Consider the following 19,427-nt stretch of genomic DNA (forward strand, 5'->3'; position numbering starts at 1 on the left):
TTTCTTAAAATATTAGAGAGCGAGCCCAGGGGAGATTTTCAGGTCATGCCGGCCGGGGTCGAAGACGCACCCGACGCGGCGCGGCCTGAACATCGACATGCGCGCTAGATGATAGCGGCGACACCGCGCAGGATCGGCTGCAGGCGAACGAGGCCGATGTCTTCACGCTCGAAGCGGCTGCCGACCTTGGTCAGCTTGGCCAGCACCTGTTCGCCCTCTTCGGGGCCGATCGGCGCGATGACGATGCCGCCGCTCGACAATTGGTCGAGCAGGAAACGCGGCAGGCTGTCGAAGGACGCCCATGCAACGATGCGATCGAACGGCCCTTCATTCGGCAGGCCACCGGAACCATCGGCGTGGCGCACGATGACATTGCCGATGCCGAGCGCCTCGAAGCGCTGCCTGGCCTGCTCGGCGAGCGTCTTGTAGCGATCGGTGGTGATGACCCGCGCCGCCAGCCGCGACATCACCGCCGAGGTGTAGCCCGAACCGGTACCGATCTCGAGCACGCGGTTGCCCTGCTCGATAGCGAGCGCCGCGATCACCGCCGCCTGCATGTCGGCACCTTCGATCGCCTCGCCGCATTCGATCGGCAGCATACGGTCCGACCAGGCGATCTGATGGAACTGGGCCGCCAGGAAGCCGCGCCGCGGCGTCGCCTCGAAGGCGGCGATCAGCGCTTTCGGTACAGTCCCCCGACCGCGCAGACGCAGCAGAAAGGCGGCAAAACCTTCACGGTCATCGATCCCTTGGTTCATGCAAGCGCCTTGCTCAATTGGTCACGGATTTCATGCGCGGTCAGATCGAGCTGCAGCGGCGTCACCGACACCAGCCTGTTGCGCAAGGCGTAGAGATCGGTGCCTTGCTTGCCCTCGACCGGCTCGCCGCCGAAGCGCAGCCAGTAGTATGGCAGGCCGCGCCCGTCGCGGCGCTCGTCGACCCACAGGGAGTGCACGAGCTTGCCTTGCGTGGTGACCACCGTGCCGGCGACCTCTTCGGGCGTGCAATTGGGAAAATTGACGTTGAGCAGCACGCCGTCCGGCAACGGCGTCGCGACAAGCTTCTTCAGCAGCGCCGGCGCCAGCACCTCTGTCGTCTCGTAGGGCACGACGCGATCTTCGCCGACATAGCTGTAGCCCTGGCTGAGCGCGATCGAGCGGATACCGAGCAGCGCGCCTTCCATGGCGCCGGCGACGGTGCCCGAATAGGTGACGTCATCGGCGATATTGGCGCCCGAATTGATGCCGGACAGGATCAGGTCGGGTGCGCCAGGCAGGATTTTCTTGACGCCCATGATGACGCAATCCGTCGGCGTGCCGCGCACGGCGAAATGCTTCTCGCCGATCTTGCGCAGCCGCAGCGGCTCCGAGATCGACAGCGAATGCGCGTAGCCGGACTGGTCCTGCTCGGGCGCCACCACCCAGACATCGTCGGACAGCGTGCGCGCGACGCGTTCGAGCGACGCCAGGCCCTCGGCATGAATGCCGTCGTCATTGGTCAGGAGGATACGCATTATTTCGCTTCGATCTTTTCCAGGCCGCCCATGTAAGGCCGCAGCACTTCAGGAATGGTTACGCTGCCATCCTCGTTCTGGTAGTTTTCGATGACGGCGATGAGCGCGCGGCCAATGGCTGTGCCCGAGCCGTTGAGGGTGTGGACGAAGCGGTTGCCCTTGCCGTCTCTGTCCTTGTAGCGCGCGTCCATGCGGCGCGCCTGGAAATCGCCGCACACCGAGCAGGACGAGATCTCGCGATAGGCGTTCTGGCCGGGCAGCCAGACCTCGATGTCGTAGGTCTTGCGCGCGCCAAAGCCCATGTCGCCGGTGCACAGCGTCATGGTGCGGAACGGCAGGCCGAGCCGCTTCAGCACTTCCTCGGCGCATTGCGTCATCCGCTCATGCTCGGCAAGTGACGATTCCTGGTCCGTGATCGACACCAGCTCGACCTTGTAGAACTGATGCTGGCGCAGCATGCCGCGCGTGTCGCGCCCGGCCGAACCCGCTTCCGAGCGGAAGCACGGCGTCAGCGCGGTGTAGCGCAGCGGCAGTTTTTCATGCGCGGTGATTTCTTCACGCACAAGGTTGGTGAGTGGGACCTCGGCAGTGGGAATCAGGCCAAGCCTGCCCTCCCCGTGCGGCGTGAAGAACAGATCTTCCTCGAACTTCGGCAACTGGTTGGTGCCGAACAGAACATCGTCCTTGACCATCAACGGCGGGATGACTTCTTCGTAGCCATGTTCGGTCGTATGCAGGTCCAGCATAAACTGGCCGAGCGCACGTTCCATCCGGGCCAGTCCGCTTTTCAGCACCGTAAAGCGCGAGCCCGACAGCTTTGCCGCGCGCTCGAAATCCATCATGCCGAGCGCTTCGCCGATCTCAAAATGCTCCTTCACCCAGTTCGGCCGCGTCGGCACCTTGCCGACGAGGTGCTTGACGACATTGTCGTGCTCGTCCTTGCCGACAGGCACGTCGTCGAACGGCACGTTGGGAAGCACTGCCAGCGCATCGGTCAGCGCCTTGTCGAGCTCGCGTTCGCGCGCCTCGCCGTTCTGGATGAAGACCTTGATCTCGCCGACTTCGGATTTCAGCGTCTCGGCCAGGGCGGCATCGCCCGAACGCATGGCGTTGCCGATCTCCTTCGACGCGGCATTGCGGCGCTCCTGCTTGGTCTGCAGCTCGGTGACGTGCTCGCGCCGGGCCTCGTCCGAGGCGATCAGTCCGTCGACCATGGACTGCGCCTCACCGGCCGACCACGAGCGCTTCACCAGCGCCTCGACAAGGGCCTTCGGGTTGTCGCGAATCCATTTGATGTCAAGCATGGTTTGAAACGCTCCTGGGTAGCATGTCGCCCAAAAGTGCACAGCGATTTGGGACAACGACATGCTCAAAACAAAACTGAAACGCATCGCTTTGAGCGCGATGCGTTTCAGCCAGAGGGCGTAAACCGCATCCGGGATCGATGCAAGAGGACGGGGCGACGACTATGTTTTTCCGCCGCTGCAGCCGCTCTGTCGCCTATGAGGAGGCAGGTGCCGGGGGCTCGTCCGGTGCTTTGTCCGCCACCTCTTCCGCCGCGCCCTGCTTCTCGCGTGCCACGCGCTGCTTTTCCCGATCGCGCTCGATCAGCCGGGCAGCCCAGATGGACACCTCGTAGAGAAGGATGGTCGGGATGGCCAGGCCGATCTGACTCATCGGATCGGGCGGCGTCAGTATCGCCGCGACGACGAAGGCAATGACGATCGCCCATTTGCGCTTCTCGGCCAGTCCCTTGGACGAGAGCATGCCGACCCGTGTCATCAGGCTGGTCACCACCGGCAGCTGGAACACCAGGCCGAAGGAGAAGATCAGCGTCATGATCAGGCTGAGATATTCCGACACTTTCGGCAGCAGCGAAATCTGCACCTGATCGTCGGTGCCGGCCTGCTGCATGGCGAGGAAGAACCACATCACCATCGGCGTGAAGAAGAAATAGACCAGCGATGCGCCCATCAGGAACAGGATCGGCGATGCGATCAGGAACGGCAGGAAGGCGTTGCGCTCGTTCTTGTACAGGCCGGGCGCGATGAACTTGTAGATCTGCGTGGCGATCAGCGGAAAGGCGATCACCATGCCGCCGAACATGGCGAGCTTGACCTGGGTGAAGAAGAATTCCTGCGGCGCCGTGTAGATCAGCTCGACCTTGTGCGGATCGAGCCCTGCCCACTGCGTCGCCCATTTGAACGGCACGACCAGGAGGTTGAACAGTTTCTTGGCGAAGAAGAAACAGACCAGGAAGGCAACGAAGAAGCCGCCCAGCGACCAGATCAGCCGCCGGCGCAACTCGATCAGATGCTCCATCAGCGGCGCGGACGATTTCTCGATCTCGTCCTTTTCGGTGTCCGAAACGCTCACTTGGCGGCTCCCGCCGTCTTCTTGGCCACCGGCTTCTTCACCGCTGCAAGCTTCGGTTCGGCTTTCGCCCCCATCTTGGTCGCTACAGTCTTGGCCGCGACAGCGTTGGCCGCAGCGGGCGTCTTGGCGCTGGGCGCTTCAGGCTGTGCCGTCGTCATGGCCTTCGCCTGCGTCTTGGACGCAGACGCTGCCTTCGCGGCAACCTTTGCACCATTTGCCGAAGCTTTTGCAGCCGGCGTCGCTTTTGCCGGCGCAGGCTTGGCTGGTTTCTTCGCCGCGGACGCCTTCGGCGCCGCAACGGGTTCCGCCGGCGCTGACGAGGTCACCACCGATTCGTCGGTCATTGCCGGAAAAACCGGCGCTGCTGGCGCTGCTTCCGGCGCGTTGACGCCAGGCATGGTCGTTGCACCGTTCTTCAACGGCTCGGCCGTTTGCGGGGTCGAAGCGACAGAGCTTGCCGGATCGGCTGCCGGCTTCGGCTTCATCGCCGCATCGACGCCGGAGCGAACGTCGGCCGCGGCCTGTTCGAACGGATTGAGCTGCTTCCTGATCTCAGCCATCGGGCTCATGCCCCTGAGCTCGTCGACGGACTTCTTGACGTCGTCGAGCTCGGCTTCCTTCAGCGCCTCGTTGAACTGTTTCTGGAAATCGGACGCCATGGCGCGCAGCTTCGCCGTCGTGCGGCCGAAGGTGCGCAGCATATTGGGCAAATCCTTGGGTCCGACGACCACGATCATGACGATCGCGATGACCAGCATTTCGGTCCAGCCGACTTCAAACATGGCACTCTGTTCCGACTAGAACCTTGGGCTCAGCTCTTGCTGGCTTTTTCCTTCGCGGCCGCAACGGTCTCGTCGGCACGATGTTCGACGGTGCGCTTGTCTTCGGCAACCTCGTCGTCGGCCATGCCCTTCTTGAAGCTTTTGATACCCTTGGCCATATCGCCCATCAGCTCGGGAATCTTGCCGCGGCCGAACACCAAAAGCACGATCACCAGCACGATCAGCCAATGCCAAATCGAAAATGAACCCATAGCAAATCTCTCTCGAATGTTTTCCCTGGCGATGATCTATGCGTTTTCGCGTTGGGATTCAAACACAACTGCGACAGAGTTTATGAAAGGGTGACGGATGTCACGCATTTTCGACGGGAACGCCCGCTACGAATCCGCGCATCCTCATCAAGTTGGCCGCCAATGCCAGTCAATCTTCCGTGACGCGCGGCGTCAGCAGGCCGAGTTCCTCGAGATCGATGTCGGTCAGCGCATCCTCGTCGTCGGTCAATGCGTCGGGATCGGCCGGCGGCTGCGGAATGGAGAAATTCGACGGCATGCGGCCCGAAAGCAGTCCAGCCCCCTTCAGTTCCTCCATGCCAGGAAGATCGCGAATCTCTTCCAGCGCGAAATGGTCGAGGAAGGTCTCCGTCGTACCGTAGGTCACAGGGCGTCCGGGCGTCTTACGCCGGCCGCGCATGCGCACCCATTCCGTTTCCAGCAGCGTGTCGAGCGTACCTTTCGAGGTTTCGACGCCGCGGATGTCCTCGATCTCGGCACGCGTCACCGGCTGGTGATAGGCAATGATCGCCAGCACTTCGAGAGCCGCGCGGGAGAGCTTCCTTTGCTGGACGGTATCGCGGCTCATCAGGAAAGCCAGGTCGCCGGCGGTGCGGAACGCCCAGGCGTCGCCGACACGCACCAGATTGACGCCGCGCCGCGCATAGATCTGCTGCAGCTCGGCCATGGCCAGGGCAATGTTGATGCCGTCAGGGAGGCGTGCCGCGAGCTGCTTTTCGCTGACGGGTTCGGCGCTGGCGAACACGATCGCCTCGGCCATGCGCACGGCCTCGGCCAGATGCAGCCGCTCGGCCGGGTTCTGTAGCTGCTCGGCCGGATCCCGGGAAAGCGACTCCTCTTCGGGTGCATCGCCGACCTTGAACGGGATAACCGAAGCGTTGGCGCGTTCGCTCATGATGCCACCTCGACTGCCTTGATTGCCTGCGTGCGCCCGCGCAGGTAGATCGGCGCGAACGTCTGATCCTGCCGCACGTCCATCGTGCCGTCGCGCACCAGTTCCAATGTTGCCGCAAAAGAACTGGCGATTGCCGTGCGCCGCTCCTCGGGGCTGGTCATGTATGCGATCAGAAAACTTTCCAGCGCCGTCCAGTCGCTTGCAGCCCCGACCAGGCGGGTCAGGATGTCGCGCGCATCCTTGAGCGACCAGACACCGCGCCTGGCGATCGTCACATTGTTGATCGCCTGCTTCTGGCGTTGCTGGGCATAGGCGGTCAAGAGATCGTAGAGCGAGGCCGAATAGGCGTTACGCTTTTCGACGATGACCATTTCCGGCATGCCGCGCGCGAACACATCGCGGCCGAGCCGGTTGCGGTTGACCAGACGCGCCGAGGCGTCGCGCATGGCTTCCAGCCGCTTCAGGCGGAACTGCAGCACCGCCGCCAGTTCCTCACCGCTTTCGCCCTCGTCGCCGGGCTGCTTGGGGATCAGGAGCTTGGACTTGAGGAAGGCCAGCCACGCCGCCATCACCAGATAGTCGGCGGCAAGCTCCAGCCTGAGCGCCCTCGCCGTCTCGACAAAGGTCAGATATTGCTCGACCAGCGCCAGGATCGAAATGCGAGCCAGATCGACCTTCTGGGTGCGGGCAAGATGCAGCAGCAGGTCGAGCGGACCTTCGAAGCCGGCCACGTCGACAACCAGCGACGGGTCGCCGGTAACGCGTGAATCGTCATTCTCGGCCCACAGACGGTCCATCGGTGCGGCCTTCGAGGCCTTGCTTTCCAATGTCTCCGCCACTCCGTCACTTCCCTTTGCTATGCCACCGCATCGAAGTAGGTGGCGAATTCGGCACGTATTTCGGTTTCTTCGACCGTGTCACGGTTCTTTATATAGGTCAGCGCCCGCTTGGCGCGCTCCAACGACGTGCCCTCAAGCCCTGTGGTGCGCGATGCGATGCCGGCCATCTCCTCGAAAACGCCGTTGCAGTGAAGGACCAGATCGCAGCCCGCCGCAAGGATCGATGCCGCCTTTGTCGGGAAATCCCCAGAAAGTGCCTTCATCGAGGTGTCGTCGCTCATCAGCAGTCCGTCGAAGCCGATTTCGCGCCGGATGATCTCGTCGATGACCTTGCCGGAGGTGGTCGCCGGATTGTTGGGGTCGATCGCGCTGTAGACGACATGGGCTGTCATCGCCATCGGCAGATGGCTAAGCTCCTTGAACGGGGCGAAATCATGCCGCTGCAGATCGCTGAGCGAGGCATTGACCACCGGCAGTTCGAAATGCGTGTCGGCAAAGGCACGTCCATGGCCCGGAATATGCTTCATGACCGGCAGCACGCCGCCCGACATCAGCCCTTCCGCGGCTGCGCGGCCGAGCTCGATCACCGGTCGCGGATCCTTGCCATAGGCCCGCGCGCCGATGACATCGCTGGCGCCCTCGATCGGCACATCGAGCACCGGCAGGCAATCGGCTGTGATGCCGTAGCGCAGCAGGTCGAAGGCATGCAGCCGCGCCATCAGCCAGGCCGCGCGGGCGCCGGCATCATGATCGTCGCGCCACAGCGCGCCGAGCGCGCCGCCGGCGGGATAGTTCGGTGCCAGCGGCGGTCGCAAGCGCTGCACACGGCCGCCTTCCTGATCGATGAACACCAGCGCGTCCGGACGCCCTATGCAGTCCCGCATCTCGGCGACCAGATCGCGGATCTGTTCGGTCTCGCCAATGTTGCGCGCAAACAGGATGAAGGCCCACGGGCATTCATTGCGATAGAAATTGATTTCTTCGCGGGTAAGCGATTTCCCGGCACAGCCGAGGATCATGGATTTTGATTCGGTCATGTCGGCAGTTTAGGGCTTTGTGCGATCAAAGGGAATCGCCAGGGATTCATCCGGGACAACGCCGGATCTGCTTTCCCCATGAAAAAAGCCGGCGCGATGGACCGCGCCGGCTTTTGATGGTCGGCTCCGGCTTTAGCGCGAGACGAAGCAGTTGCCGCCGGCGGCCTTGTAGCTGGTGCACAAATTGATTGCGTCATTGCGTGACTGGGCCGGAACGCGCACGCGGTAGAACGTGCCTTTGCCGGCGATCTCGGCCTTGACGATATTGGCGGTACGCCCGGCAAGCACGCTGCCATAGCGGCGCTGCAGATCCTGATAGCTGGACTGAGCGCTTTCGACGGTCGGCTGCGAGGCGATCTGCATCGACCACGAGCCACCGCCGGCCGCAGTCGATGCCGGATCTATGGACGCAACCTGATCGGGCTTGACCTCGCCGACAACATCGACCGGCTGGTCGGATGGACGCTGCGGCGCGAGCGGAACCTTTGCCGGCGTGTTCGCCGATTGGGCCTCGGCTTTCGGCTTGGCGACCGGCTTGAGGGCCGGCACGTCGTCCGCCTGGGCGGCGGCAGGCGCCACGGTGCCGGTCTGGTCCGCGTCGGCTTGGGCCACTGGGGCAACATGCTGCGGCGCCGGATCGACCGGCTCGGTGGCGGCCACTAGCGGCGCGGCGGGCGCTGCCGGATCTTCACGCGGCACCAGCGAACCGTCCGACTTGACCACCATGGTCCTCACCTTGCGCGGCGCAACGGCGACGACATCGGCATTGGTGCCCTTGTCGGCATCCTGCAGCACCTGCGCAATGCGGTCCTCGGACTTGGGCGCGGGCGCCGTATTGTCGGCAGAAGCGTTGTCGGCCGAAGCGGCGCCGGCCATCGGCGCGGCATTGCCGACATCGGTTCCAGCGGCGGCTGCATTCTGGTCCGGCGAAAGGTCGATGGCGCGGGCCGGATCTTTCGCCTGGACGTCCACTGGCTCTTCGACGTTGGTGACCAGCTTTTCCTGGACCGGCTCGGCTGGCTTGGCGCCCCTGACCGCGTCGTAGACCTTGTTGTCCTGATTGGGCACCACGGCGCCGCCCGGATTCTCCGGCTTGACCTTGATCGGCGCGTTGTCGGCCTTGACGATGACAGGCGCTTCGCTGCCGCCCTTGCCGCCAAAGGACAGCGCAAAGGCCCCGAGACCGCCCGCGACCGCGACCGCGCCGACAATCGCGGCGATGAACAGTCCGCGTCCGCGCGTCGGCCTCCCGGCCTCACGCTCGCCGAGACCCGGAACAGCCATAGCCTCGTCGAGTTCGGGATCGTAGTCGAGTTCATCGACAGTAAAATCATCGGCTTGCGAAACCGGCTGGCTCCCTGGCAGGCCGTCGAGGTCGAAGCCGGAGGCGTCGGCATAACCCGTGGGCGCCGCCGCGCGGGCGGACATGTCCATCGGCCGCGCGGCATAGGTCCGCGCTTCCGGCTCATAGCCCGGCTTGAGCCCGTCGTAGCCCGGCTTGACCCCGTCATATGCCGGCTTGAGGCTGTCATAGCCCGGCTTGAAGCCCGCGGCATAGGAGTCATCATCGTAAGACGCGCTGGCCACATTGCTCGTGGGAACAGGAGCGACCTCCACCGCGTTCATCTCGGAGAGAAGGCTGGAGAACTCCGCATCGAGATCGTCGTAGCCAGACGACGCCGGCTGGTCTTCCTCGAAGTGCAGTTCGGGAATATCGAGATCGTCGGCTAGCGCGACGACACGCTCGGGTACATCGACCGTTTCGACGTCGGGCATGTCTTCGTAATGCGCAGGCTGGCGCGATTGGGGCGCCGGCACCGGGGCAGCGGGAGCCACGGTCTCGACCGGCTCGGACGAACGGTAGGACGTCATGGCGGCGACTGCCGGCGCGGCGGCCACGGATGCCACCGAAGCGGCCGGCTGAGCAAACGCAGGCTGAGCACTGAATGACGGCTGCTGCGGAACCGGCGTCACGCGGCTCCACGAACGCGTCGGCTCTGCCGGTTGGGAACGCTCCGCAAGCCAATCGAGAGAATCCGCCGAATTGTCCCGGTCAGTGGCTTCGTCACGCGGATCAAGATCCTTGGGCAAAGCCGCGTCGAACGCATCATCGTCGAAATCGACATCGCCAGCCGTGTGCCAAGTCGTATCCTGGAGTTCATCAAGCATAAGGTCGTCAATATCCGCATCGGCCGCTTGGGCCGTGCCAACATGCCGGTCCTGCTCAGGCGCGGGTTCGTCAAGATCCCAGTCGAGGTCGCCGACAAGATCGGCCGGTTCCTCGGCGGGCTCGGCAACAGGCGGCAGGGCGGCGACAGCCGGCTGAGCCGTGACGGGCTCACTGGCGACCAGCGCCGTGCGCGCCGTCATGGCACCCAGCAGCGCATTCAACTCGTCTTCCAGGCTCCGTTCGTCCGCGGCCGGGGCATGCGCCGCCGGCGCAACATGAGCCTCTGGCGCCGCCGGCTGGACCGTAGCGGCAGCAACCTCGGCGACCGGCTCTTCGGCCGTTTCGGCAAACGCGTCGTCCAAACTTAGGTCGAAAGCATCGTCCGAAATGCCTTCAGGGATGGGAATGTCGCCGTTCGCGTCAGTGATATCGACAAGCGCATCATGCGCGTGCGGCTCGTCGAAGGCATTCGGCTCATCCGCGCGAACGTCGAAATCCATGTCGACATCAGCCATCGCGTCGTCGAAATGGCCGGCAAAGCTCTCATCGGAAATTGCATGGCCGTCACGCGCCGCCTGCTCCGGCATGGGATACTTGACGGGCTCGGCGGCCATGAATGACTGTTCGGCCGCCGAATGGTCGTCGAGCACCAGCTCGTCTTCAAGCGAGACTGCCACCGCATCGTCGAATTCGTCATCGGAGGCAACTGGCTCGATAGAAGCGGGCGTGTCGGCAACGGCGTACTGGGCCTCTTCAGCGTACTGGGCCTCTTCGGCTTCCTCATCGATCCGGAGGTCCTGGTCGAGCGAAATGGCCAGCTCGTCCGCCATCGAATGATCGTCCTCGAAGGGAGAGACGTCCTCAAGCGAACCGGCGACGGCATCGTCAAAATCAGACGCGAAAGCCGGCTCGACGGACGGCGCCGCTTCAGCTGCGACCGCATGGCTGGCGCCGGCGACGTGATCGTCTATCTCAGCCATGTCCAGTTGGAAATCGTTGTCGAGCGACACCGAAAGCTCATCGTCCATCGCGCTGGCGTCAGCCGCTTCGAATGCCGGCTCAAGCACGAAGGTCGGCTCATGAGCCTGAACAACCGGAGCGGCGTCGCTGTCGTCAGCGCCGAACTCGCCCATCATTTCTTTTTCGAGATCGATATCGAAATCGCCCTCTTCGAGCCCGTGATCGGCGGCTGGGGCCTGCGGCTGGGCGGGCGATTGCGGCCTGACCGGCTGGCGCGGGTCGAATCCCATGATCCTGGTCAGTTCCGCGAACGGATCATCGTCAGCGATGTCGTTGTTGTCGGCTACTCTCAGCTGGGTTCTGTCTGCCATTATTGTTCCCGAACTCGCACTCATTCGGACGCCATGGACGTCGCGTAGGGTTGGCCCTTACCAGCGCAATGTGGGCAAAAGGTGACAGGTTATTTAGTCAAACCTAACGCATTTCGGTGGGCGCGGCGGCTCCGATCAACGTCAGGCCGGACGTCAAAACGTCCGAAACAGCCTGCACCAGCCCTAGTCTGGCATGCGTCAATTGTCGGTCGTTAACCTTAACAAAACGTAAGTCCGGATTATCCGTGCCACGGTTCCAGTGTCCGTGGAAGCTGGAAGCCAGATCATAGAGGTAAAATGCCAGCCGATGCGGCTCGAGCGCAAGGGCGGCGGACTCGATCAGCCGCGGGTATTCGGCAAGCTTGCGGATCAGGCCGATCTCGCCCTCGTCGGTCAGCAATGCCGCGGCAGACGCCAGGCTGTTGCGGTCGAAATTGGCTTCGCCCAGTTGCTCGCTCGCCTGCCGGAACACCGAATGACAGCGCGCCGAGGCGTACTGGACATAGAACACCGGATTGTCCTTGGACTGCTCGGTCACCTTGGCGAAATCGAAATCCAGGGGCGCATCGTTCTTGCGGTAGAGCATCATGAAGCGGATCGCGTCGCGGCCGACCTCCTCCACCACTTCGCGCAGCGTCACGAAATCGCCCGACCGCTTCGACATGCGCACCGGTTCGCCCTCGCGAAACAGCTTGACCAGATTGCACAGCAGGACAGTGAGCTTCACCTCGTCGCCGGCAATCGCCCGCGCCAGGGCCTCCAGCCGCTTGACGTAGCCGCCATGGTCGGCGCCGAGCACATAGATCAGGTCGACGAAACCGCGATCGACCTTGTCCTTGAGATAAGCGACGTCGGCGGCGAAATAGGTGAACGAGCCATCAGACTTGACCAGCGCCCGGTCCATGTCGTCGCCGACCGCGGTCGAGCGGAACAGCGTCTGCTCGCGGTCCTCCCAATCTTCGGGTTTCTCGCCCTTGGGCGGCGGCAGCTTGCCCTTGTAGATATGGCCCTTCAGCGTCAGATCGTTGATCGCAGAGCGGATCTTCCTGGCTTTGTCGGCGTGCAGCGTGCGCTCGGAGAAGAACACGTCGTGATGCACGTTGAGCATCGCAAGGTCCTCGCGGATCATCGCCATCATCGCATCGATGGTGCGATCCTTGACGATGGCGAGCGCCTCGTCATCGGGCATCTGCAGAAGCGAGCGGCCGTATTCCGCGACCAGCGCCTGGCCGACAGGCACCAGGTAATCGCCGGGATAGAGACCGGCAGGTATTTCGCCGATGTCGTCGCCCAGCGCTTCGCGGTAACGCAGGAATGCGGAACGGCCGAGCACGTCGATCTGCGAGCCGGCGTCGTTGATGACATATTCCTTGGTCACGTCGTAGCCGGCGAAGGCCATCAGATTGGCAAGCGCGTCGCCGACGACAGCACCCCGGCAATGGCCGACATGCATCGGCCCGGTCGGATTGGCCGAGACATATTCGACATTGGTCTTCCTGCCGCCGCCAACCGTCGAGCGGCCATAGTTGCGGCCCTCGCCGAGCAGTGCGGTCAGATGTGTCTGCCAGAAGCCGTCCTTGAGCCTGAGATTGACGAAACCGGGCCCAGCCACTTCCGTCGCCGCGACATCCTTGTCGTCGCGCAGCGCCTGCGCCAGTCTTTCAGCCAGCGCGCGCGGGTTCTGGCCGGTCGGCTTGGCCAGCACCATCGCCGCATTGGTCGCTAGGTCGCCGTGGCTGGCGTCGCGCGGCGGCTCGACGGCAATGCGCGACAGGTCAGGCGAAACGCCGTCTTTGTCTTTCAGATCAAGCGCTTCGACGGCTTTTATGATTCGCGCGGTGAAATCGGCGAAGATGTTCATTTGTGTGACTCTGGGGTCTGGCTCTGGCGGCTTTGCAGCGAATCCGGCTCGTTGGCCGGCAAAATCGAGCCCGCCCTAGCCCAATTCAGGCGTATGGTCAAACAAACGCCGGTGTTCCTTGAGCGCGTAGGTGTCGGTCATACCCGCCAGGAAGTCGGCGACGCTGCGCGCCTTGATGCGGTCGTCGGCCCGATCCAGCCCCTCGCGCCAGCCGTCCGGCATGGCGCGCGGATCGGCGAAATAGGCGTCGAACAGATTTTTGACGATCTGCTCGGCGTCCGCGCGCACCCGCATAACCTCCGCGTGCCGGTAGAGGTGCTTGTACAGGAAGGCCTTCAGTTCTTTCTCCAAGGCAGCCATTTCGGCCGAGAAAACCACCATCGTCTCGCCAGCTGCCCTCACCGCATCGGCGCTCCGCGGCCTGATGCGATCGAGATTGGCGGTCGTCGACTTGATCACGTCCTCGACCATGGCGGTTATCTGCCGCCGCATCAGCTCGTGGCCAGTGCGCACATCATCGAGGGAGGGATAGCGTGAGCGAACGCCTTTCAGGATCGTTCCCGGCAGCGAAACCGTCTCCAGCATGTCCAGCGTCAAGAGCCCTGCCCTCAAGCCGTCATCGATGTCATGCGTGTTGTAGGCTATATCGTCGGCGATCGCCGCGCATTGCGCCTCGATGCCGGCAAACCGGTCGAGTTCGAGATCGTGCAGTTCAGAGTAATCACGGATCGCCTGCGGCACCGGCCCTTTCAGACCTTTGCCGTTAGCATTCGTCAGCGGCCCATTGTGCTTGACCAGGCCTTCCAGCGTTTCCCAGGTCAGGTTGAGCCCATCGAACTCGGCGTAGCGCGCCTCCAGCCTCGTCACGATGCGCAGCGATTGCGCGTTGTGGTCGAAGCCGCCCCAGGCGGCCATCTTTTCGTTCAGCGCGTCCTCGCCGGTGTGGCCGAAGGGCGTGTGGCCGAAATCATGCACCAGCGCCACCGCCTCGGCGAGATCCTCGTCGCCGCGCAGCGCCCGTGCCAGGGCGCGCGCGATCTGCGCCACTTCGATCGAATGGGTCAGCCGGGTGCGATAGTGGTCGCCTTCATGCGCGATGAAGACCTGCGTCTTGTGCTTGAGCCGCCGGAAGGCCGTCGAATGGATGATGCGGTCACGGTCACGCTGGAATGGCGTGCGGGTCGGGCTTTCCACCTCGTCGAACAGCCGCCCGCGCGACTTTGCCGGATCGCAGGCATAGGCGGCGCGCGGCCGATAGCCGAATCCGATGTCGCCCAACTCGTTGGTCATGGCTGATGCTGCCGCAGTTGACTTAGCCAGGTTGACTTGGCCCCTCGCGCTTCATACCTATCATGTGAAACCGAAAGCAAGGTGACGCCCATGGGCGCTGATGCCAAGACTGCCATGAAAGTCGATATGACCGAGGCCGCCGCCAGGCGGATCGCCAGGATTGTCTCGAACGAGGCCGGCAAGACGGCGCTGCGCGTGTCGGTCGAAGGCGGCGGCTGCTCGGGCTTCTCCTACAAGTTCGACCTGGTCGATACGCGCAACGACGACGACGTCGCCATCGAGAAGGACGGCGCCACCGTGCTGATCGACGACCTGTCGCTGGTCTATATGGGCGGCTCTGTGATCGATTTCGTCGACGATCTGATGGGCCAGTCGTTCCAGATCCGCAATCCGAACGCCGTCGCCTCCTGCGGCTGCGGCACGAGTTTCTCCATATAGAATGCCTGCCATTAGTGCGATCCGTCAGATCGCGCTGTCGGCTGGCCGTGATCTCGACACCACGCTGGCTTTCTGGCGCGACGTGCTCGGCATGGCGGTTCATGCGCGCTTCGATCCGCCGGGCATCGCCTTCATCATGGCCGGCGATATCAGGCTGCTGTTCACTGACGGCATACCGGCCGGAACCGTCTATCTCGACATATCCGGCCTCGACGACTTCCATGCCTCTGCGGTCGCGGCAGGCGTACCCTTCACCGCGCCGCCAACACTTGTCCATCGCGACACGGAGGGCCAGTTCGGTCCAGCGGGGGAAAGCGAATGGATGGCCTTCCTAAAGGACCCGGCTGGCAATACGATTGGCCTCGTCGAACGCCATCCGCCGCAAGAATCCAACTGAATAGCATCGAGACCGCCATGAAAATCGTCACCTGGAACATCAACGGTGTCCGCGCCCGCATTGGCAATCTCACCCATTGGCTGACCGAGAGCGCACCCGACATCGTCTGCCTGCAGGAGATCAAGACCGTCGACGAGCAATTCCCGCGCGCCGAGATCGAGGCGCTTGGCTACAATGTCGAAACCCATGGCCAGAAGGGTTTCAACGGCGTGGCCCTGTTGTCGAAGCTGCGCTTCGACGAAGTCATCCGGGGCCTGCCCGGCGACGATGCCGATGAACAGGCGCGTTTCATCGAAGGCGTTTTCTCGACCGACAAGGGCGCCTTGCGCGTCGCCTCGCTCTATCTGCCGAACGGCAATCCGATCGATGACGAGAAGAAGTTTCCTTACAAGCTGTCCTGGATGGCGCGGCTGGAGCGCTGGGCCGAAGAACGGCTGAGACTTGAGGAGGCCCTGGTGCTCGCCGGCGACTACAACGTGATTCCCGAGCGGATCGACGCGCGGTTTCCGGAGAACTGGCTGGGCGACGCCCTGTTCCAGCCGCAGACGCGACAAGCCTTCCGCCGGCTGCTCAACCTTGGTTTCACCGAGGCGGTGCGCGCGGTCACCGACGCGCACGACACCTACACGTTCTGGGACTATCAGGCCGGCGCCTGGCAGAAGAACAACGGCATCCGCATCGACCACCTGCTTTTGTCGCCGGAAGCCGCCAACCGGTTTTCTTCCGCGTCGATCGAAAAGCACGTGCGCGCCTGGGAAAAACCGTCCGATCACGTCCCGGTGGCGATCGATCTCGCGCTTCAGCCGGCCTGAGAGAACCTCGCCGGGCACGCAGGCGCTGGACCTCATATCGCCACATTTCGCGCCGTTCATTGCGGTCCAGCATGGCGGCTGGGGTTCCATGAGCACACGATTTCATCTTTGTCCGATCGGCCTGGCATTTGCCATGGCCGCTCCCGGTGCGGCATTTGCCGACCAGGAATGCTTGGCCAATGGAAAATCCTACCAGCTTGGCCAGGTCGCCTGCCTGACGGTTGCCGACCGGAGCCATCTGGCCCGCTGCGACATGGTGCTCAACAACACATCGTGGACGAAGATCGGGGATAGCTGCCCGGAAAACACCTTGGCGCCACACCCCCATGTCACGCCGATCTCGACGCCGGCGCCCAGCATGGTGCCGACGGAGCCGATCGAGAACTGATCGCGATCGAAATCGAGTGCTGCTGGTGAAGCTGACGCAGCCGCGAGACTACTGGTCCGCGTTGTTGCCCTTGGTGAGGATATCATCGGCCAGCGAGATGGCGGTGCGGCGGTCGGCCTCGCCGGCGGTGGCAAATGCCTCTTCCTGCATGCCGCGGATCCAGGGCTGGTCAGCCGGCGAAGCGCGTTCGAGCGCTGCCGTCATCATCGCCAGGCCGCGAACGATCTTGCCGCTCTGGAACAACAAATGGCCCAGTGTCGCCTGGGCGCCGGCATGGCCTTTCTCGGCGGCGAGTTGGAACCAGCGCCCGGCCTGCTTGACACTGGCCTTCACGCCGCCCTCGCCCTTCAAGAACATCTGCCCCATCTCGAACTGCGCGTTCGGATTGCGGTAGTTGGCGGCGGCGCGCATGTAATATTCCTGGGCCGCCACCTCGTTCTCGGCGACCGGGCTGCCGGGAATGCCCGTGCGCAAATAGTCGCCAAGCGCCACCAGCGCGTCGGAGACATAGCTTTCCTCAGGCGAGCCGGGCTCGACGTCCTGGTCAACGATCTCGGAGAAGAACTTGAACGCCTCATAGTCATCGCGCGCCACGCCGTCGCCCTCGGCATACATGCGGGCAAGCTTCCAGGTGGCACCGATCTGGCCGTTTTCGGCAGCGTATTTGTAGGCCTCGGCAGCCTGTTCCTTGTGGCCGTTCTTGTAGGCGGAGAAGCCGAACTGGAAGACCGCCCAGGGGCTGGATTGCGGCTTCACCCCGGTCTTGTCGTCGAACACCTTGTCGTCGAAGGCCATGGCCTGGCCCACGGCGCCAAAGGTCGCGCCAAATGTGGCGGCCACGACCAGTGCCGAAAAGACAGACGACCTCAACAACTCAGATGTCCGCATAACAGTGTGTTTCTTTCGCACCGCCCGGATGGGTCACCGCGCCATCGCGCGCCGGCCCTACCGTCTGTGCATATTTCCATATCGCGCCCGACTGATAGTCGGTCGTGCGCGCCTTCCATGTCTTTGCCCTCGCCGCCAGTTCGCTATCGGACAACGCCACGTCGATCGTGCCGTTCACCGCGTCGATCGAGATCACGTCACCATCCCTGAGCAGTCCGATCGGGCCGCCCACGGCTGCTTCGGGGCCGACATGGCCGATGCAGAAGCCGCGCGTCGCGCCCGAAAAGCGCCCGTCGGTGATCAGCGCCACCTTGCCGCCCATGCCCTGGCCGTACAGCGCTGCCGTCGTCGACAGCATCTCGCGCATGCCGGGGCCGCCGCGCGGCCCTTCGTAGCGGATGACGAGAACCTCGCCTTCCCTGTAGTTGCGATGCGTCACCGCCTCGAAACATTCCTCTTCCGAATCGAAGCAGCGTGCCGGGCCGGAGAACTTCAACTCCGCCATGCCCGCGACCTTCACGATCGCGCCTTCGGGGGCAAGGTTTCCCTTCAAGCCCACGACACCGCCGGTTTGGGTAATGGGTGTGTTGGCCGGGCGGACCACATCCTGATGCTCATTCCAGACAACGTGCTGCATGTTTTCGGCCAAAGTGCGGCCAGTCACGGTCATGCAGTCGCCATGCAGATAGCCGTGGTCGAGCAGCGTCTTCATCAGCAGCGGAATGCCGCCGGCCTCGAACATGTCCTTGGCGACATATTTGCCGCCCGGCTTGAGGTCGGCGATGTAAGGCGTCTTCTCGAAGATCTTGGCCACGTCGAACAGGTCGAACTTGATGCCGGCCTCGTGGGCGATCGCCGGCAGATGCAGTGCCGCGTTGGTCGAACCGCCGGTGGCCGAGACCACGGTCGCCGCATTCTCCAGCGCCTTCAGAGTGACGATGTCGCGCGGCCGGATATTTTTCGCGATCAGCTCCATGATCTTTTCGCCGGAGGCGAAATTGAACCGGTCGCGCATTTCATAGGGTGCCGGCGCGCCGCAGGAATAGGGCAGCGCCAGGCCGATCGCCTCGGCGACGGTGGCCATGGTGTTGGCGGTGAACTGGGCGCCGCAGGAGCCGGCCGACGGGCAGGCCGCCTGCTCGATTTCGAGAAGTTCGGCATCATCGATGGTGCCTACCGAATGCTGGCCAACCGCCTCGAACACATCCTGCACGGTGATCTGGCGGCCGCGATAGCTGCCGGGCAGGATCGAACCGCCATAGATGAAGATCGACGGCACGTTGAGCCGCACCATGGCCATCATCATGCCGGGCAGCGACTTGTCGCAGCCGGCGAGCCCGACCAGCGCATCGTAGCAATGGCCGCGCATGGTGAGTTCGACCGAATCGGCGATGACCTCGCGCGACACCAGCGACGACTTCATGCCCTGGTGACCCATGGCGATGCCGTCGGTGACGGTGATGGTGCAGAATTCGCGCGGCGTGCCGCTGGCGGACGCGACGCCCTTCTTGACCACCTGCGCCTGGCGCATCAGCGAGATGTTGCAGGGCGCCGCCTCGTTCCAGCAGGAGGCGACCCCGACCAGCGGCTGCGCAATCTCGGCCGCCGACAAACCCATGGCATAGAGATAGGAACGATGCGGCGCACGCGCCGGACCGACGGTCACATAGCGGCTAGGGAGCTTAGCCTTGGAGATGACTTTGGCGTCCATACTCTTCCTTGCCCCATCTTCCCTGCAAATGGGGCGGAGCGGCTGCCCCCTCGCCGAGCCTTTTGGCGCGTGTCCCGAGACCAGATCGAGGTGCGCCGGGTTTATGGCGGGAAATAGGCAATTTCCTCAGCCCGGCTTCCAGCGCAGGGGTTGCTCAGAAAGTGTTGCCAAAACATCACAATAGCAGGAGGCGCAGGCGGTGCGAATTATATGCAACGCACTTTGGATGAGACAAATCGGGGCGATGCGATCCCAAACAAAAAAGGCCGGGTAATCCCCGGCCTTTCAGACTGCTGACAAACCCCGTCGATTTTCGGCGGGGTTTTTTGTTATGTGATTGAAGTGTCTTGGACTGTTTGTGTCAGGAGATTTTGACAAGAGGCATTGAGCCTCATGCGCGGGCCGGCTT

Annotated in this window: 18 protein-coding genes; 4 read left to right on the forward strand and 14 right to left on the reverse strand. The window is 63.3% G+C overall.

The features are described 5' to 3' along the window. Nucleotides 1-104: 104 nt before the first annotated feature. From NP503_RS27745 to NP503_RS27800, 12 genes are all read right to left on the reverse strand, one after another. Nucleotides 105-758 carry a protein-L-isoaspartate(D-aspartate) O-methyltransferase gene (locus tag NP503_RS27745; protein ID WP_127267601.1) on the reverse strand — a complete coding sequence of 218 codons (654 nt, stop codon included), beginning with the start codon at nt 756-758 and terminating at the stop codon, nt 105-107. After that, nucleotides 755-1,513 (reverse strand): 5'/3'-nucleotidase SurE, encoded by a 759-nt coding sequence (gene surE / locus NP503_RS27750; protein ID WP_023812184.1) that lies wholly within the window; start codon nt 1,511-1,513, stop codon nt 755-757. The genes NP503_RS27745 and surE overlap by 4 nt, the downstream gene beginning before the upstream one ends. Then, a complete protein-coding gene (gene serS, locus NP503_RS27755; protein WP_127267600.1) occupies nt 1,513-2,817 on the reverse strand; it encodes a serine--tRNA ligase in 1,305 nt (434 codons plus the stop codon). Before serS ends, surE begins: the two co-directional genes overlap by 1 nt. Before the next feature lie 196 nt (nt 2,818-3,013). Continuing rightward, on the reverse strand, nt 3,014-3,889 hold the full coding sequence (gene tatC / locus NP503_RS27760) for a twin-arginine translocase subunit TatC (RefSeq protein ID WP_127267599.1): 876 nt from the start codon (nt 3,887-3,889) through the stop codon (nt 3,014-3,016). Next, nucleotides 3,886-4,671: a Sec-independent protein translocase protein TatB gene (gene tatB / locus NP503_RS27765; RefSeq protein ID WP_127267598.1), complete on the reverse strand. Its 786-nt coding sequence runs from the start codon at nt 4,669-4,671 to the stop codon at nt 3,886-3,888. The genes tatC and tatB overlap by 4 nt, the downstream gene beginning before the upstream one ends. Before the next feature lie 29 nt (nt 4,672-4,700). Continuing rightward, nucleotides 4,701-4,922 (reverse strand): twin-arginine translocase TatA/TatE family subunit, encoded by a 222-nt coding sequence (locus NP503_RS27770; RefSeq protein WP_023812188.1) that lies wholly within the window; start codon nt 4,920-4,922, stop codon nt 4,701-4,703. Between the two features lie 169 nt (nt 4,923-5,091). Continuing rightward, nucleotides 5,092-5,856 (reverse strand): SMC-Scp complex subunit ScpB, encoded by a 765-nt coding sequence (gene scpB / locus NP503_RS27775; RefSeq protein ID WP_127267597.1) that lies wholly within the window; start codon nt 5,854-5,856, stop codon nt 5,092-5,094. Next, nucleotides 5,853-6,653, reverse strand: coding sequence for a ScpA family protein (locus tag NP503_RS27780; RefSeq protein WP_050596706.1), 801 nt, complete (start codon nt 6,651-6,653; stop codon nt 5,853-5,855). The genes scpB and NP503_RS27780 overlap by 4 nt, the downstream gene beginning before the upstream one ends. A gap of 59 nt (nt 6,654-6,712) precedes the next feature. Further along, complete coding sequence (nagZ, locus tag NP503_RS27785) at nt 6,713-7,732, reverse strand: beta-N-acetylhexosaminidase (RefSeq protein ID WP_127267596.1); 1,020 nt, start codon at nt 7,730-7,732, stop codon at nt 6,713-6,715. A gap of 132 nt (nt 7,733-7,864) precedes the next feature. Beyond that, nucleotides 7,865-11,233: an SPOR domain-containing protein gene (locus tag NP503_RS27790; RefSeq protein ID WP_127372995.1), complete on the reverse strand. Its 3,369-nt coding sequence runs from the start codon at nt 11,231-11,233 to the stop codon at nt 7,865-7,867. Nucleotides 11,234-11,336: 103 nt separating this feature from the next. Continuing rightward, complete coding sequence (gene argS / locus NP503_RS27795) at nt 11,337-13,094, reverse strand: arginine--tRNA ligase (protein ID WP_127272747.1); 1,758 nt, start codon at nt 13,092-13,094, stop codon at nt 11,337-11,339. A gap of 75 nt (nt 13,095-13,169) precedes the next feature. Further along, complete coding sequence (locus NP503_RS27800) at nt 13,170-14,384, reverse strand: deoxyguanosinetriphosphate triphosphohydrolase (protein WP_127270655.1); 1,215 nt, start codon at nt 14,382-14,384, stop codon at nt 13,170-13,172. Between the two features lie 90 nt (nt 14,385-14,474). Here NP503_RS27800 and erpA point away from each other — a divergent pair, with 90 nt between their 5' ends. The 4 genes from erpA (at nt 14,475) to NP503_RS27820 (ending at nt 16,419) form a co-directional block, all read left to right on the forward strand. After that, entirely contained in the window at nt 14,475-14,822 is a 348-nt protein-coding gene (erpA, locus tag NP503_RS27805; protein WP_127270656.1) for an iron-sulfur cluster insertion protein ErpA, read from the forward strand. 1 nt (nt 14,823) lies between these two features. Then, on the forward strand, nt 14,824-15,219 hold the full coding sequence (locus NP503_RS27810) for a VOC family protein (RefSeq protein ID WP_127270658.1): 396 nt from the start codon (nt 14,824-14,826) through the stop codon (nt 15,217-15,219). Between the two features lie 17 nt (nt 15,220-15,236). After that, a complete protein-coding gene (xth, locus tag NP503_RS27815; RefSeq protein ID WP_127270660.1) occupies nt 15,237-16,031 on the forward strand; it encodes an exodeoxyribonuclease III in 795 nt (264 codons plus the stop codon). An 88-nt stretch (nt 16,032-16,119) separates the two neighbouring features. Beyond that, complete coding sequence (locus NP503_RS27820; RefSeq protein ID WP_127270688.1) at nt 16,120-16,419, forward strand: hypothetical protein; 300 nt, start codon at nt 16,120-16,122, stop codon at nt 16,417-16,419. Between the two features lie 48 nt (nt 16,420-16,467). On the opposite strand, the gene NP503_RS27825 is transcribed toward NP503_RS27820, so the two are convergent. Continuing rightward, nucleotides 16,468-17,307, reverse strand: coding sequence for a tetratricopeptide repeat protein (locus NP503_RS27825; protein ID WP_127270686.1), 840 nt, complete (start codon nt 17,305-17,307; stop codon nt 16,468-16,470). After that, complete coding sequence (ilvD, locus tag NP503_RS27830) at nt 17,294-19,018, reverse strand: dihydroxy-acid dehydratase (RefSeq protein WP_127270685.1); 1,725 nt, start codon at nt 19,016-19,018, stop codon at nt 17,294-17,296. Before ilvD ends, NP503_RS27825 begins: the two co-directional genes overlap by 14 nt. Between the last annotated feature and the right edge of the window lie 409 nt (nt 19,019-19,427).

It is taken from the genome of Mesorhizobium sp. SEMIA396 (assembly GCF_024518615.1).
GTDB lineage: Bacteria > Pseudomonadota > Alphaproteobacteria > Rhizobiales > Rhizobiaceae > Mesorhizobium.